The sequence below is a fragment of the Sphingomonas natans genome (assembly GCF_030546695.1).
Classification (GTDB): domain Bacteria; phylum Pseudomonadota; class Alphaproteobacteria; order Sphingomonadales; family Sphingomonadaceae; genus Sphingomonas_I; species Sphingomonas_I natans.
In genome coordinates this window covers 1-15,767 of record NZ_JAUOTP010000001.1, presented here as the reverse complement: position 1 = coordinate 15,767, position 15,767 = coordinate 1, and the positions used below count along the sequence as shown (strand labels likewise).

Below are 15,767 nucleotides of genomic sequence, written 5' to 3'. Positions count from 1 at the left end.
TGTTCTTGCTTCGTTCAACGCCCCCGGAGCCCGCATGGCCAAGCCGCATCGCCGTTACGTCTGCCAGGCCTGCGGCTCCGCCACGTCGCGCTGGCAGGGGCAGTGTGTCGATTGCGGCGAGTGGAACAGTCTCGTCGAGGAATCGGGCGGCGGCGTGGTGACCCCATTCGCGGCCAAGCACGATCTGCGCTCGGGCGGGCGCGCGATCCTGATGTCGGGGCTCGATGCCGATGTCGCGCTGCCGCCGCGCCTGTCGCTGGGCATGGCGGAGCTCGATCGCGCGCTCGGCGGCGGGCTCGTCGCCGGATCGGCGACGCTGATCGGCGGCGATCCCGGCATCGGCAAATCGACGCTTCTGCTGCAGGCGGCGGCCAAGCTCGCGCTCGGCGGCGCGCGTGTCGCCTATGTGTCGGGTGAGGAAGCGGCCGATCAGGTGCGGTTGCGCGCGCGGCGCATGGGATTGGGCAATGCGCCGGTCCAGCTCGCCTCGGCCACCTCGGTGCGCGACATCCTGACGACGCTCGATTCGGGCGCCCCGCCCACCCTGCTCGTGATCGATTCGATCCAGACGATGCATTCGGACCTGATCGAGGGCGCGCCCGGCACGGTCGGCCAGGTCCGCGCCTCGGCGCAGGAGCTGATCCGCTACGCCAAGGAGCGCGGCACGGCTCTGATTCTCGTCGGCCATGTCACGAAGGACGGCAGCATCGCCGGCCCGCGCGTGCTGGAGCATATGGTCGATACCGTGCTGTCGTTCGAGGGCGAGCGCAGCCACCAATATCGGATCCTGCGCGCGGTGAAGAACCGCTTCGGCGGCACCGACGAGATCGGCGTGTTCGCGATGGCCGAGATGGGGCTGGAGGAGGTCACCAACCCGTCCGCTCTGTTCCTCACCGATCGCAGCGACGGCATTGCCGGCGCGACCGTCTTCCCGGCGATGGAGGGGACGCGGCCGGTGCTCGTCGAGATCCAGGCGCTCGTCGTGCGGCTCGCCAGCGGGGCGACGCCGCGCCGCGCGGTGGTCGGCTGGGATGCGGGGCGGCTGGCGATGACGCTGGCGGTGCTGGAAGCGCGTTGCGGGCTCAGCTTCTCCACCGCGGAAGTCTATCTCAACGTCGCCGGCGGCTATCGCATCCAGGATCCCGCCGCCGATCTCGCGGTCGCGACCGCGCTCGTCTCGGCGCTGTCGGAGCGGCCGATTCCCGCCGACGCGGTCGCCTTTGGCGAGATCGCGCTCTCGGGCGAGGTCCGCCCCGTCGGCCATGCCGCGTTGCGCCTCAAGGAAGCCGCCAAGCTCGGCTTCCAGCGCGCGCTCGCGCCGTCGGCGACGAAGACCGACGGCAACGGCATGCGCGTCTCGGGCTTCGCGACATTGGGCGCGCTCGTCGATCATGTGCTGGGGCGCTGAGCCTCAGAGCGTGATCGCCACCGGCGTCTCGCCCGCATAATCGTAGAAGCCCCGGCCGGTCTTGCGGCCGAGCCAGCCCGCCTCGACCATCTTCATCAGGATCGGCGCCGGGCGATATTTGGGATCGCCGAAATCGGCCTGGAAGACACGCAAGATCTCGAGGATCGTGTCGAGCCCGATCATGTCCGCCAGCGCCAGTGGCCCCATCGGGTGCCCCGCGCCCAGTTTCACCCCCGCATCGATATCGGGGATCGAGGCGAGTCGCTCGCCCGCCGCGAAAAAGGCCTCGTTGAGCAAAGGCACGAGGATGCGGTTGACGACGAAGCCCGGCCGGTCGGCGGCGACGATCGTCGTCTTGCCGGCCTTGGCGCCGAACGCCTCGGCGACCGCGACGGCGCGATCGCTCGTGCCGAGCCCCCGGATCAGCTCCAGCAGCGGCATCAGCGGCACCGGATTGAAGAAGTGCATGCCGATGAAGCGCGCCGGATCGGGCGACGCCTGAGCGAGCCGCGTGATCGAGATCGAGGAGGTGTTGCTGGCCAAGATCGCCTGCGGCCCCAGCACCTTGCCGATGCTCTCGAAGATCGCGCGCTTGACCGGCTCACGCTCGGTCGCGGCCTCAATGACGATCTCCGCCTCGGCCATCGCGTCCAGCGCGCCGATCGGCTCAATCAGCGCCAGCGCCGCATCGCGCGCCTCGGCGGTGATCTTCTCCTTCTCGACGAGCCGGCCGAGTTGCCTGGCGATTCCCGCTCTCCCTTTGGCCGCCACCTCTTCGGAGACGTCCGACAGCAGCACGCGGATCCCCGCTTGCGCCGCGACCTGCGCGATGCCCGCGCCCATCTGCCCCGCGCCCACGATGCCGACGACGTCCATGCCCCGCACTCCCCTGCCCGTTTACGCCGAAATCCGATCGGGGCAGGCGCCCGGCGATGCAAGCGGATTTGCGCGCAGCGCCTGCTTGCTAGCCTTCCGTTAACCCTGTGCCGCTAGCGCTGGCACGATGACCACGATCCCGCCGAACGTCGCGCGACGCCTGCACAAGCCCTTCCTGCTCTGGGGGGTGCTCTGCCTGTGCCTGGGCTTCGTCATGTATATGACGGGCGTGCTGCTGATCTTCCCGCGCTACTTGCTGGGTCTCGAGGCTCTGCTCGATCCGATCGCGCAGTGGCTCGTCTGGTATAGCGGCATGCCGATCGTCGCCGGGCTCGCGCTCGCCATGTTCGATCTGCTGTTCCTGCTGCCGGGCAAGAAGCCCGACGTTCCGGTCCGCTTCCAGCCGGTGAAGCGCCGCCGCGTGACCGTCGCGCTGACCGCCTATAACGACGAGGAAAGCATCGCCGGCGCGGTCGAGGATTTCCTCGTCCACCCGCTCGTCGAGCGCGTCATCGTCGTCAGCAACAATTCGAGCGACGCGACTTTCGCGCGCGCCGAGGAAGCGGGCGCCATCGTCTTCACGGAGTGGCAGCCCGGATACGGCCGCTGTGTGCATCGCAGTCTCACCGAAGCCGCCAAATATACCGACACCGAATTCGTCGTATTGTGCGAGGGCGACAGCACGTTTCGCGCCTATGATATCGAGAAATTGCTCGCTTACGCGCCGCACGCCGACATCGTGAACGGAACGCGCACGGTCGAGCCGCTGCGCCAGTATCTGACGCAGCTTTCGACCTTCATCTATTATGGCAACATGTTCGTCGGCAAATTGCTGGAGGCCAAGCATCTGGGGCGCAGCACGATCACCGATGTCGGCACGACCTACAAGCTCTGCCGGCGCGATGCCTTGTTGCGCCTGCTGCCGCAGCTCAATCCGGCGGTGAATCTCGAATTCAACGCGCATCTTCTCGACACCGCGCTCGATCGCGGGCTCGTCCTGCTCGAATGCCCGATCACCTTCCACCCGCGCATCGGCGTCAGCAAGGGCGGCAACGTCAACAATTGGCGCGGGCTGCAGGTCGGCGCGCGCATGATCCTGGGCCTGCTCACCGACTGGCGGCTCGCGCGCGCATGAGCGGCTATCACGACGCGCGGCTGAGCGAGGATCCGCGGCGCGGTGCGACCTGGTCGGCGCTGTGGCACTATGTGTTCCGCCATCATGTCCGGCCCGAAGATTGCGTGCTCGATCTGGGCGCAGGCTATGGCGACTTCATCAATGCCGTCGTCGCCCGCGAGCGGATCGCGGTCGACGCCTGGCCCGGCATGGCCGATCATCTCGCACCCGGGGTCACGCCCGTCGTCACCCCCGCGACCGATCTGTCGGCGATCCCGCCCGGCAGCGTCGATTTCGCGCTTGCCTCCAACCTCTTCGAGCATCTCTCGCGCGACGATGCGCGCACGACACTCGCCGAGCTCCGCCGCGTGCTGCGGTCGGGCGGCACGCTGGCGCTGCTCCAGCCCAATTATCGGTATGCCTATCGCGAATATTTCGACGATTATACGCATCTCGTCGCTTACTCGCACATCGCGCTTGCCGATCTGCTCCGCGCCGAAGGCTGGCGCGTGACGATGATCAAGCCGCGCTTCCTCCCGCTCACGATCAAGTCGCGTCTGCCGACATGGCGCTGGCTGATCGGCGCCTATCTGCGTTCCCCGATCAAGCCGATGGGCAAGCAGATGCTCGTGATGGCGCAGCCCGGGTGATCAAGCGCGCTCCTGCGCTGCGCTTGCCGGCATGGGCGCTTGCGCTGCTGATCGCGATCCTCGCATTGGACGTCGTCTCGCTGCTCGGCGCGACGCGCACGATCATCGGCTATCGCTACAATGTCGATTATGGCGAGGGGATCGTCTGGCAGCAGATGATCAACATGGTCGCCGGGCGCGGCTATTCGCCGATCGGCGTCTTTCCCGCGATCGTCTATCATTATCCGCCCGTCTATCATCTGGCGGTCGCAGCGCTCGTGCGCGTGACGGGCGCCGATCCGCTGTTCACGGGACGCGCGTTGAGCTTCGCCGCGACGCTAGCCTCGGCCGTCGCCGTCGGTCTGATCGCGCGCGCGGCCATCGCGACCGTCGGCGATAGACGCACGGCAATTGCGGGCGGACTCTTCGCGGGCCTGCTCTTCCCCGTCTGCCAGCCGGTCGCCGAATGGTCGGCGACGATGCGGGTCGACATGCTCGCCTGCCTGTTCACGCTCTGCGGATTGCTGCTGACGATCATGGCGCTGCGCCGCCCGCGTTTGATCCTCGCGGCGGCGCTCTGCTTCACGCTGGGCGTCTATACCAAGCAGGTCACGGTCGCGGCGCCCGCGGCCGCGATCCTCGGCCTGCTCCTGACCCGACCCCGTCTCGGCTGGACGTGCCTCGTGGCCTGCCTCGTCATCGGCCTTGCGGCATTGGGCACGCTGACGCTCATGACCCACGGCGGCTTCCTCCGCCACATCGTCCTCTACAATATGAACCGGAACGAGGCGCATCGCTTGTGGTCGCTTCTGCCGCCGCTGCGCGCGCATGTCGCGTTCGTGCTGATGGCGCTGCTCGGGTGCGGGATTGCGTGGGCATCCTTTCGCCGCGAGAGCGGCGGATCGGAACGGCGCGCGATCCTGCTGATCCTGGGACTCTATCTGATCCTGCGAACGCTGATGCTGGCGATGATCGTCAAGTCGGGCGGCTCTTCGAACTATCTGATCGAATGGTTCGCGCCGCTCGCCATCCTCGCCGCGCTGGGCGCCTCGCCCGCTTTCGCCTTCGCGGTGGGCGAGCGACCGCCCGCGGGCTGGCCCTTCTCGCCGGAGAGCGTCGCGCCGACATTGCTGCTGATCGCAGCCGCCATCCAGGCCATCCCGCTCGCGCAATGGGGCGACTTCACCGCGGCCGCGCATGCAAAGGCCGGGCGTCTCGATCGTCTCGTGCACGCGATCCACGCGACCCCTGCCCCGGTCATCTCCGACGATATGACGCTGCTCATCCGCGCGGGCAGATCCGCCGAATGGGAGCCCGCAATCGCCGCCGAGCTCGCCGCGCTCGGCCGCTATGACGAGCCCGCTTTCGTCGCCCTCGTCCGCCGTCGCTGCTTCGGCGGCTTCATCACCGACGGCGACCGTGGCGACACCACATATGACAGCCGCTACAATCCCGCCGTCGCCGATGCGATGGACGCGACCTATCCGCGCCGCTTCATCTATGCGGGCATGGTCCTTCACCTGCCGCCGCACGGACTGGCCCCGCGCGATTGCCCGGGCATCCGCTGATGGCGACCCTACCAGCGATAGTGGTGCCGCCGTCTGCAACCGATGCGCGGCGATCGGTGTCGATGCCCCTCGTCACCGGCATCGCCCTGCTCGTGGCGACGCTCCTGCTGCGCGCGCCGACCTTCGGTGATCCCGCGCCGTTCCTGGACGAGCAATTCTATCTGCTCGTCGGTGATCGGCTGCTCCACGGGGCCGTCCCTTATGTCGATATCTGGGACAGGAAGCCCATCGGCCTCTTCCTGCTCTATGCCGCGATCCGGCTGCTCGGCGGACAGGGCGTCTACCAATATCAGGTCGTGGCCGCGCTTTTCGCATGGGCGGGCGCATGGGCGGTCTCCCGGATCGCGCGCCGCGCCGCGCCGGAGCCCGCCGCGCTCTTCGCGGGGCTCGCCTATCTTCTGTGGATCGAAACGGTCGAGGGCGGCGGCGGCCAGTCGCCCGTCTTCTACAATCCGCTCGTCGCCTTCGCCGCGCTGGCGACTTTGCGCGCGATCGAGTCCAGCGATGTGCGACGAAGCTTGCGGCACGGCTTCGTGGCGATGGCGCTGGGCGGCATCGCGATCCAGATCAAATATACCGCGCTGTTCGAGGTCGCCTTCTTCGGGCTCGTGCTCGCGGGGCTGCTGCTACGGCGCCTGCCTCTGGCAAAGGCCGTCGGCTGGACCGGCTTGCTCGCGGCGGCCGCGCTCTTCCCCACTCTGCTGGCGTGGGTCGCCTATGCGGCGATCGGCCGAGGCCAAAGCTTCGTCTTCGCCAACTTCGTCTCGATCATGCTGCGGGATACGGCGATCGACGGCAAGACAGGCGAGCGCCTGATCACGAGCCTCGGGCATCTCGCGCCACTCTCGCTCTGCACGGCGGCATCGCTTTGGCAGTTGCGCCGGAGCGAAGCCGCGGTGCGCCGGTGGGCGCTGTTCCTCATGGGCTGGATCGGCGCGGCGCTCGCCGGCTATTTCCTGATCGGCGGCTTCTATTATCATTATCTGATGCCGCTCTACGTCCCGCTCGCCGTCGGCCTCGCGCCGATCGCGGCGCGGCGTCCGATCGGGATCGGCTTCGCGGCGATCGCCTTGTGGATTCCCCTCGCCAATCTGGGCTGGCCCGATCTGGCCTCGCACCGCCGGTCCCGCGAGCAGATCGAGAAGATGGTGGCGCTGCTGCCGGCCGACGTCGACCGCGGCTGCCTGTTCGAATATGATGGCCCGCCCATCCTGTTCCAGCTCGCGCACGCCTGCACGCTCAGCCGCTTCGTCTTCCCGGATCACCTGTCGTCGCGCGTCGAGCAAGACGCGCTGGGCATCGACTCCGCTTCGGAAGTGCGACGCATCCTCGCCGCGCACCCGTCGGCGATCACGATCGGTCGCGAGGCGGACGCGAAACGCAATCCGCGGACCGCCGCGATTCTGTTCGAAACGCTGCGCCGTTCCTATTGGCTGGCCGGAAGCGCCAATTTCGAAGGCCGCACGATCGACATGTACGTCCGCCGCTGACGCGCGCTTATTTCCCGATCTTGTCGATCTTCGCCTGAAGCGCCGCCATCTGTTCCTTCAGCGCCAGGATATCGTCCTTCGGCACGGCCGGGGCCGGTGTCTCGGCCTTCGTCGGCGGGGTCGCCTTGCCGCTGGTGCCCTTGACCTTGAAGGCTTCGGCGGCGGCTTCCATCATCTCCATGTTGCGCTTGGCGAGATCCGCGAACGGCCCGCCCGTGAACGCGCCCTGCATCGCCTGCTGGAATTGCGACTGGTTGCGGCGGAACGCCTCCATCGACGCTTCCAGATATTGCGGCACCACCGACTGCATCGAATCGCCGTAGAGCGAGATCAGTTCGCGCAGGAAGCCGACGGGCAGCATCGTCTGCCCGCGATTTTCCTCTTCCATGATGATCTGGGTGAGAATGTTATGCGTGATGTCTTCTTCGCTCTTGGCGTCGATGACCTTGAACTCGCGCCCCTCGCGCGTCATTTGCGCAAGGAACTCGAGCGTGATGTAGCTCGAGCTCTCCGTATTATAGAGCCGGCGGTTCGCATATTTCTTGATGGTGACCGGGCCAGAAGGATTCGATGATTTCGCCATGCCCCGTTCCCCTCAGTCGAATAGCGAAGTCTTAGCACTATCATCCGCCGCGTCGCAACACAGGCCGCGCCCGCTCCCGCTGTTTTTGGAGATGCTGCGCAGCGAAGCGGGTGACGATGCTGCACGGATTGCTGCAGTTTTGCAGGGCGTGCGCGCCTATCAGGACGCCCCGCGCCAGCGGCCGATGCGGCGCGCGCGCAGGATCGCGCAGCGCGGCAGAGCCAGCCTGCGCGATTATGGCGGCGAAGGCACGCCGATCGTCTTCATCCCCTCGCTGATCAACGGCGCCGAGATCCTCGATCTGGATCGGCAGCGATCCCTGCTGCGCTGGCTGCGCGCCGCGGGCCTGCGCGTGCTGCTCGTCGATTGGGGAACGCCGGGCAGCGACGAACGCCATCTCGATCTCGCCGGCCATGTCGAAAGGCTGCTGCTGCCTTTGCTGGCGCGGCTGCCAGAGCCGCCGATCCTCGTCGGCTATTGCCTTGGCGGCACGCTCGCGACGGCGGCGGCGCAGGCGATGTCCGTCCGCGGGCTGGCTCTGATCGCCGCGCCCTGGCGCTTCGCCGGCTTCCCGCCGGGCTCGCGGCTGCGCCTCACCGAATTGTGGGAGAGCGCGCGCGGCCCGGCCGAGGAGCTCGGCCTGATGCCGATGGAAATCATGCAGTCGGCCTTCTGGCGACTCGATCCCGTCCGCACGCTTGCCAAGTTCGAGGCGATCGGGCGCAAGGCCGCGGACCGCCGCGCGGTGGCGAGTTTTACGACGGTCGAGGATTGGGCCAATGCCGGCCCGCCGATGACCTTCGCCGCCGCGCGCGAACTCCTCGAGGATTTCTTCCTGCGCGATCTGCCCGGCAGCGGCGCGTGGCGCGTCGGTGGACAGGCGATCGATCCGGCGCGGTTTTCCTTCCCTGTGCTGGAGGTTGTCTCGACGAGCGACCGGATCGTGCCGCATGCGTCGGCGGCGGGAATCGGCGATCGGATCACGCTGAGCCTGGGGCATGTCGGCATGATCGTCGGCGGCCGGGCGGAGGCCTTGTTGTGGCAGCCGCTGTTGCAATGGCTTTCGCAGGCGCGGCGGCTTTGCTAGCGCAATCCCACCTCTCATCATGACGGATCGACACGTGGCAGACATCGTCATTACCGGCGCCAAGCGGACGCCCGTCGGCAGCTTCAACGGCGCCTTCGCCAATGTTTCCGCGCACGAACTCGGGCGCACGGCGATCGTCGCCGCGCTCGAACAGGCGGGCGTCGCGCCCGACGAAGTGGACGAGGTCGTGCTCGGCCAGATCCTGTCGGCGGGCGAAGGCCAGGGCCCGGCGCGGCAGGCGGCCGTCGCCGCGGGCATCCCGGTCGAGGCGACGGCTTACTCGATCAACCAGATTTGCGGATCGGGGCTGCGCGCGGTCGCCATCGCGGCGCAGGGCATCGCCGCCGGCGACGCGGACATCATCGTCGCGGGCGGGCAGGAAAGCATGTCGATGGCGCCGCACGCACAGCATATGCGCGGCGGCACCAAGATGGGCCCGGTCACGCTCGTCGATACGATGATGAACGATGCGCTGACCGACGCCTTCCACAATTATCCGATGGGCATGACCGCCGAGAATCTCGCCGAGCGCTACCAGATCACGCGCGAGGCGCAGGACGCCTTCGCCGTCGCCAGCCAGAACAAGGCGGAGAAGGCGCGCGCCGACGGCCGCTTCGCGGCCGAGATCGCGTCGGTCACGATCAAGACGCGCAAGGGCGAGACGATCGTCAGCGACGACGAATATATCCGCGTCGGCGCCACCACCGAGATGATGGCCGGCCTGCGCCCCGCCTTCAAGAAGGACGGCAGCGTCACCGCGGGCAATTCGAGCGGCATAAATGACGGCGCCGCGGCGATCGTGCTGATGAGCGCGGAGGCGGCCGCCAAGCGCGGCGCCAAGGTTCTCGGGCGCATCGCCTCCTGGGCGACTGCGGGCGTCGATCCGGCTTATATGGGCATCGGCCCCGTGCCCGCGTCCAAGAAGGCGCTGGAGAAGGCCGGCTGGACGATCGACGATCTCGACCTGATCGAGGCCAACGAGGCCTTCGCCGCGCAGGCGCTCGCGGTCGGGCAGGAGCTCGGCTGGGATGCGGACAAGGTCAACGTCAATGGCGGCGCGATCGCGATCGGCCATCCGGTCGGCGCCAGCGGCGCGCGCGTCCTGACGACCCTCCTCTACGAAATGGAGAAGCGCGACGCCAAGAAGGGCCTTGCTACGCTCTGCATCGGCGGCGGCATGGGCATCGCCATGTGCATCGCGCGCGACTGATGATCTAAGCCCCCGGCTCTGCCCGGGGGCGGACCTCACGCAGCACGGTGGCGTGAAATCCTCAGCGTTTCAAAACACTCTCCACCGCCTGCGGCGGTCCCCCTCCCCATCTGCGATGGGGAGGATCGGGGAGCTTCTATTCGCTCGTCGACTGACGCCCGCCTTCGGGCCGGCCCTTGCTCTCGTCATCGGCGTGATTCATCGCCGCGCCCGGATCGGGCTGCTTGTCGCGCGTGGGCGTGCCGACGCGCGCGTCGCGATTGACGCCCTCTATGTCGGAATGGGGCGGTGTTTCGGGCGGCTTGGCCATGTCTGTTCTCCTTGTCGAAGGATGAACGAGCGGCGTCGCGTGCGGCTCCATGCCCATTGTTCAGGCGGAGAGCGGTCGTCCGCTGCAGCGCGGCACGGATGAATATGAGGGGAGGCGTGGTGGGCGCAGCAGGGATTGAACCTGCGACCCCACCCGTGTGAAGGGTGTGCTCTACCGCTGAGCTATGCGCCCCTGTGCTTGCCAGGGCCACGCCAAGGGGGCGCGATTAGAGGCTCGCCGCCGTCCTGTCCAGTCCGACATCGACGGCGGCCAGTGCCTAGTTGACCAGTTCCTTCAGCACCTTGCCCGCACGAAACTTCGGCTGGCTGGTCGAGGCGATGTTCATCGGCTCGCCGGTGCGCGGATTGCGCCCGGTCGAAGGCTTACGCCTCGTCACCGAAAAGGTTCCAAATCCAACCAGACGCACTTCGCTGCCATCGACCAAAGTCTGACCGATCTTGCTAAGCATCGCTTCCACAACGCGAGTTGTATCGCTGCGGTTGAACCCTGTTTCTTCCGCAACCGCGAAGATCAATTCCTGCTTGTTCATCCTGCACCCCCAATCTTTTTGTTGGTAAGAGGGATAAACCCCTTTGTGCGGCAACCTGTCAAAAGGAAAATACCTGAAATGCCGCAAAAGATTGCGTCAATGTCGAGCTAAACTTCCACCATGTTCCTGAGAACTGATCGCAGCAGGCGGCTCGGTCGCCAGTTCGTCCGCATCCGTCCACTCTATCGCGACCAGCGGACGGATCAAAGCGATCGCCAGAACCTCGTCGACATGCGCCACGGGGACGATCTTAAGCCCCTCCAGGATGTTGGCCGGAATGTCGGCGAGATCCTTCTCATTCTCCTGCGGGATCAGCACGGTCGTGATCCCGCCGCGCAGCGCCGCGAGCAATTTCTCCTTGAGCCCGCCGATCGGCAGCACGCGGCCGCGCAGCGTCACCTCGCCCGTCATCGCCACGTCGCGGCGCACTGCGATGCCCGTGAGCGTCGAGACGAGCGTCGTCACCATCCCGATGCCCGCCGACGGACCGTCCTTCGGCACCGCGCCTTCGGGCAGATGGATGTGGATGTCCTTGCGGTAGAAGATCGAGGGCTTGATCCCGTAGATCGGCGCACGCGCCTTCACGAACGACCACGCCGCCTGGACGCTCTCGTTCATGACCTCGCCCAATTTGCCGGTCGTCTTGACGAGGCCCTTGCCGGGCACGGTCACCGCCTCGATCGTCAGCAATTCGCCGCCGACCTCGGTCCAGGCCAACCCCGTGACCGCGCCGATCTGGTCCTCCTCCTCGGAGACGCCGTAGCGATATTTCCGCACGCCGGAGAAATCGCCGAGATTGCCGGCATCGACGACGACCTTCGTCTCTTTGCCCTCGAGGATCCGCCGCAGCGCCTTGCGCGCGACCTTGGCGATCTCGCGCTCCAGCGTGCGCACGCCCGCCTCGCGCGTATAATAGCGGATCAGGTCGCGCAGGCCCTCGTCGGCGAGTTCGAACTCGTCCGCCTTCAGCCCGTGCGCGTCGATCTGCTTCTGAAGGAGATGCGCCTTGGCGATCTCCATCTTCTCGTCCTCGGTATAGCCTTCGAGCCGGATGATCTCCATGCGATCGAGCAAGGGCTGCGGCAGGTTCAGGCTGTTCGCCGTGCAGACGAACATAACGTCGGACAGATCGACGTCGATCTCCAGATAATGATCCTGGAACTTGCCGTTCTGCTCCGGATCGAGCACCTCGAGCAGGGCCGAGGCGGGATCGCCGCGGAAATCCTGGCCGAGCTTGTCGATCTCGTCGAGCAGGAACAGCGGGTTGGAGGTGCCGGCCTTCTTCAGGTTGGACACGATCTTGCCCGGCAGCGAGCCGATATAGGTGCGCCTGTGGCCGCGGATCTCGGCCTCGTCGCGCACGCCGCCGAGGCTCTGGCGCACGAATTCGCGCCCCGTCGCCTTCGCGATCGAGCGACCGAGGCTGGTTTTGCCGACGCCCGGCGGGCCGACGAGGCACAGGATCGGCCCCTTCAGCTTGTTGGTCCGCGCCTGCACCGCCAGATATTCGACGATCCGGTCCTTGACCTTCTCCAGCCCGTGATGATCGTTGTCGAGCACCGCCTGGGCGGCCGCGATATCCTTTTTCACCTTGCTCTTCTTGCCCCAGGGCAGGCCGAGCAGCACGTCGAGATAATTGCGGACGACCGTCGCCTCGGCGCTCATCGGCGCCATCGTGCGGAGCTTCTTGACCTCGGCGGTCGCCTTCGAACGCGCCTCCTTCGAGAGCTTCAGCGTCGCGATCTTCTGGGTCAGCTCGGCGATCTCGTCGCCGCTTTCCTCGCCCTCGGCGGTGCCCAGCTCGCGCTGAATCGCCTTCAGCTGCTCGTTCAGATAATATTCGCGCTGGCTCTTCTCCATCTGCCGCTTCACGCGGCTGCGGATCTTCTTCTCCACCTGGAGCACGCCGAGCTCGCCCTCCATGAAGGCGAAGGCCATTTCCAGCCGCCGCGCCGGATTGGCCTCCATCAGCATCGTCTGCTTCTCGGCGACCTTGACCGCGATATTGCCCGCGACCGCATCGGCGAGCTTGCCGGGCTCCTCGATCTCGGCGAGCTGCCCCGGCAGATCCTCGGAGATCTTCTTGTTGAGCCGCGCATAGCGCTCGAACTGCTCGATCACCGAGCGGATCAGGCCCTTGGTTTCGGTCTCGTCGCCCGCCGCTGCTTCGGCGACGGCGGCGATGTCGCCGACCAGATGCCCGCCTTCGGTGCGCAAGTCGCCGAGCTGGCCGCGCTTCTGCCCCTCGACGAGCACGCGCACCGTGCCGTCCGGCAGCTTCAGCAATTGCAGCACGGTCGCGACGACGCCGATATCGTAGAGCGCGGCCGCGTCGGGATCGTCATTGGCCGGGTCCAGCTGCGCGACGAGAAAGATGCTCTTGTCCGCCGCCATCGCGCTTTCCAGCGCGGCGACCGATTTGTCGCGGCCGACGAACAGGGGCACGATCATCTGCGGGAACACGACGATGTCGCGTAGCGGCAGGACGGGAAGGGTTTCGACCATGATCACTCCGATGCCGCGCGGACTCTCGCGGCCTTGGCACCGGATATGGGACGCGCCGCCACGCGGATCAATCCGCGATAGTCGGCGCGATAGGTTCGATCCGGCCTTTGTTGCCATAATGACATATGGGGCGAGGTTTATCCGCTAGCGGAAACCCATGATCCGAACGATTCGCCTCGCCGCCGCCCCCGCTTTCGCCGGTCTCATCGCGCTCTCGGGCGTTCCGGCCTTCGCGCAGGACGCGCCGCCGGCCCGCACGCCCCCGCCGGGCGGCAGCGAGGGCGGCGCGATCGACGAGGAAGAGGCGATCGTCGTCAACGGCCAGAAGCCGGTCGGCTCGGTCGTGGGCGACATCCCCGCCGAGCAGGTCCTCAATCCTGCCGACGTGCGCGCCTACGGGGTCAATTCGATCTCGGATCTGTTGACCGAACTCGCCCCGCAGACGGGCAGCAACCAGGGCCGCGGCGGCGGCGCACCCGCCGTCCTGCTCAACGGCAAGCGCATCTCCAGCTTCGCCGAAATCCGCGACATCCCGACCGAGGCGATCCTTCGCGTCGAGGTGATGCCCGAGGAGGTCGCGCTCAAATATGGCTTCGGTGCGGACCAGAAGGTCGTCAATTTCGTGCTGCGCCGCCGCTTCGACGCGAAGACGCTCGTCGCCGACGGCAGCACCTCCACCGAGGGCGGCGGCGAGAGCGGCACGCTGGAGGGCGGCAAGATCCAGATCCGCGGCGACAATCGCTTCAATCTGAACGTCCGCCTGCAAGCCAGCCAGCGCCTGCTGGAAAGCGATCGCGATCTGATCTCCACCGCGGCGGGCCAGCCTTATTCGGCGCAGGGCAATATCGTCGCCGCCAATGGCAGCCTGCTCGATCCGCGCCTCGCCGCTTTGGTCGGCGCGCCGGTCACGATCGCCGGCGTCCCCGCCTCCGCCGCGACCGCCGCGCCCAATCTCGCCGCCTTCGCCGCGACCGCGAACCAGCAGACCAATACCGATATCTCGCCGTACCGGACGCTGCGCCCGCAGACGCGGACGCTGACGATGAACAGCGTCTATGCGCGCGCCTTCGGCGGCATCTCGGCGACCGCCAACGGCATGCTGACCGTCACGCGCAGCCAGGCGCTCAACGGCCTGCCCTCCACCTCGCTGTCGCTGCCCGCGGGCAATCCCTATTCGCCCTTCGCCTCGGCGGTGCTGCTCGATCGCTATCTCGGCACCGATCCGCTCTCGCAGCGGACCAACGGCTGGACCGGGCATCTCGGGCTCGGCGCGAACGGGCAATTCTCGCCCGCCTGGCGCTGGACGACGACCGCCAATTACGATCATGGCGACAGCCGCACGCGCACCGAGACCAGCCTCGACACGAGCGCGATCCAGGCGCGGCTGACCGCCAACGACGCGACGCTCAATCCCTATGGCGATCTCGATCCGCTGATCGGCTCCCTGCTCGTCAACAAGGCCCGCTCGATCACGAACAGCGGCGATGCGCAGATCATCACGCGCGGCAATCTCTTCAAACTGCCCGCCGGCGCCGTCGGCACGACGATCAAGGCCGGCGGCACGCTGCAGGCGATCGACGCCGACACGCGGCGCGCGGGCCTGTTCCAATCCACCTCGCTCTCGCGCACGGGCGGCACCGGTTCGGTCAGCGTCGATCTGCCGATCGCCAGCCGCCGCGCGGGCGTGCTGACCGCGCTCGGCAACCTCACCGCCAACGTCAATCTCGCCGTCAACGAGCTCAGCGATTTCGGGACGCTGCGCACCTACGGCTATGGCGTGAACTGGACGCCGCGCCCGCCGATCACCTTCATCTTTTCGGTCACGGACGATGAGGGCGCACCGACCGTGGCGCAGCTCGGCAATCCGGTCGTCGTCACGCCCGCCGCACGTGTGTTTGATTATCGGCAGGGCCAGTCGGTCGACGTCTCCGCGATCACCGGCGGCAATCCCACCCTGCTCGCCGACAATCGCCATGTCATGAAGATCGGCGCCACGTGGAAGCCGCTGCCCAAGACCGACATCAGCTTCACCGCAAACTATGTGAAGAGCCGCATCCGCGACGCGATCAATTCGCTTCCCGAGCCCACCGCCGCGATCGAGGAGGCCTTCCCCGATCGCTTCATCCGCGATGCCGACGGCGATCTGATCCGCGCCGACACGCGCCCGGTCAATTTCAGCCGCGAAGATACCGAAAGCCTGCGCTGGGGCTTCAATCTCTCGATCCCGCTCAAGCCGACCGCCGGCCAGATCGCCGCCTTCCGCAAGCTGGCGGCAGCGCGCGGCTTCAATTTCCCGGGCGGGCCCGGTGGCCCTGGCGGTCCGGGCGCCCCCGGTGAGGGTCGCGCCCCTGAACGGCGCGCCCAGGCTGCCCTTCTCCGTGCGGTAGGCCTCCGTGCGGGAGAAGACGGACTTGCCGCCCGTGGAGTTGACCCGTCC

13 protein-coding genes and 1 tRNA gene are annotated in these 15,767 nt (G+C 67.1%); 8 read left to right on the top strand and 6 right to left on the bottom strand.

The annotated features are described in order from the left end of the window. Positions 1–34 precede the first annotated feature (34 nt). Positions 35–1,408 (top strand): DNA repair protein RadA, encoded by a 1,374-nt coding sequence (gene radA / locus Q4F19_RS00070; protein WP_303539104.1) that lies wholly within the window; start codon positions 35–37, stop codon positions 1,406–1,408. 3 nt (positions 1,409–1,411) lie between these two features. On the opposite strand, the gene Q4F19_RS00065 is transcribed toward radA, so the two are convergent. After that, the gene (locus Q4F19_RS00065) at positions 1,412–2,284 is read right to left on the bottom strand and encodes a 3-hydroxyacyl-CoA dehydrogenase family protein (RefSeq protein ID WP_303539103.1); all 873 of its coding nucleotides are present in this window, start codon (positions 2,282–2,284) and stop codon (positions 1,412–1,414) included. 127 nt (positions 2,285–2,411) lie between these two features. On the opposite strand from Q4F19_RS00065, the gene Q4F19_RS00060 reads away from it, so the two are divergent. The 4 genes from Q4F19_RS00060 (at position 2,412) to Q4F19_RS00045 (ending at position 7,085) form a co-directional block, all read left to right on the top strand. Next, positions 2,412–3,419: a glycosyltransferase gene (locus Q4F19_RS00060; protein WP_303539102.1), complete on the top strand. Its 1,008-nt coding sequence runs from the start codon at positions 2,412–2,414 to the stop codon at positions 3,417–3,419. Then, positions 3,416–4,048 carry a class I SAM-dependent methyltransferase gene (locus tag Q4F19_RS00055; protein WP_303539101.1) on the top strand — a complete coding sequence of 211 codons (633 nt, stop codon included), beginning with the start codon at positions 3,416–3,418 and terminating at the stop codon, positions 4,046–4,048. The genes Q4F19_RS00060 and Q4F19_RS00055 overlap by 4 nt, the downstream gene beginning before the upstream one ends. Further along, entirely contained in the window at positions 4,045–5,595 is a 1,551-nt protein-coding gene (locus tag Q4F19_RS00050; protein WP_303539100.1) for an ArnT family glycosyltransferase, read from the top strand. Before Q4F19_RS00055 ends, Q4F19_RS00050 begins: the two co-directional genes overlap by 4 nt. 62 nt (positions 5,596–5,657) lie before the next feature. Then, complete coding sequence (locus Q4F19_RS00045; RefSeq protein WP_303539905.1) at positions 5,658–7,085, top strand: ArnT family glycosyltransferase; 1,428 nt, start codon at positions 5,658–5,660, stop codon at positions 7,083–7,085. A 7-nt stretch (positions 7,086–7,092) separates the two neighbouring features. Here the strand turns inward: Q4F19_RS00045 and phaR are convergent, their stop codons facing one another. Then, the gene (gene phaR, locus Q4F19_RS00040; protein ID WP_303539099.1) at positions 7,093–7,668 is read right to left on the bottom strand and encodes a polyhydroxyalkanoate synthesis repressor PhaR; all 576 of its coding nucleotides are present in this window, start codon (positions 7,666–7,668) and stop codon (positions 7,093–7,095) included. 91 nt (positions 7,669–7,759) lie between these two features. Between phaR and Q4F19_RS00035 the strand changes: the two genes are divergently transcribed. Further along, positions 7,760–8,755: an alpha/beta fold hydrolase gene (locus Q4F19_RS00035; protein ID WP_303539098.1), complete on the top strand. Its 996-nt coding sequence runs from the start codon at positions 7,760–7,762 to the stop codon at positions 8,753–8,755. A 34-nt stretch (positions 8,756–8,789) separates the two neighbouring features. Further along, positions 8,790–9,965, top strand: coding sequence for an acetyl-CoA C-acetyltransferase (locus Q4F19_RS00030; RefSeq protein WP_303539097.1), 1,176 nt, complete (start codon positions 8,790–8,792; stop codon positions 9,963–9,965). Between the two features lie 136 nt (positions 9,966–10,101). On the opposite strand, the gene Q4F19_RS00025 is transcribed toward Q4F19_RS00030, so the two are convergent. The 4 genes from Q4F19_RS00025 to lon form a co-directional block, all read right to left on the bottom strand. Then, a complete protein-coding gene (locus Q4F19_RS00025) occupies positions 10,102–10,275 on the bottom strand; it encodes a hypothetical protein (RefSeq protein WP_303539096.1) in 174 nt (57 codons plus the stop codon). A 117-nt stretch (positions 10,276–10,392) separates the two neighbouring features. Beyond that, positions 10,393–10,467, bottom strand: a tRNA-Val gene (locus Q4F19_RS00020). 85 nt (positions 10,468–10,552) lie between these two features. Then, positions 10,553–10,825, bottom strand: coding sequence for an HU family DNA-binding protein (locus Q4F19_RS00015; RefSeq protein ID WP_303539095.1), 273 nt, complete (start codon positions 10,823–10,825; stop codon positions 10,553–10,555). 96 nt (positions 10,826–10,921) lie between these two features. Beyond that, the gene (lon, locus tag Q4F19_RS00010) at positions 10,922–13,330 is read right to left on the bottom strand and encodes an endopeptidase La (protein ID WP_303539094.1); all 2,409 of its coding nucleotides are present in this window, start codon (positions 13,328–13,330) and stop codon (positions 10,922–10,924) included. Positions 13,331–13,487: 157 nt separating this feature from the next. Here lon and Q4F19_RS00005 point away from each other — a divergent pair. Then, on the top strand, positions 13,488–15,767 hold a 2,280-nt coding region (locus Q4F19_RS00005), incomplete at its 3' end, for a TonB-dependent receptor (RefSeq protein WP_303539093.1).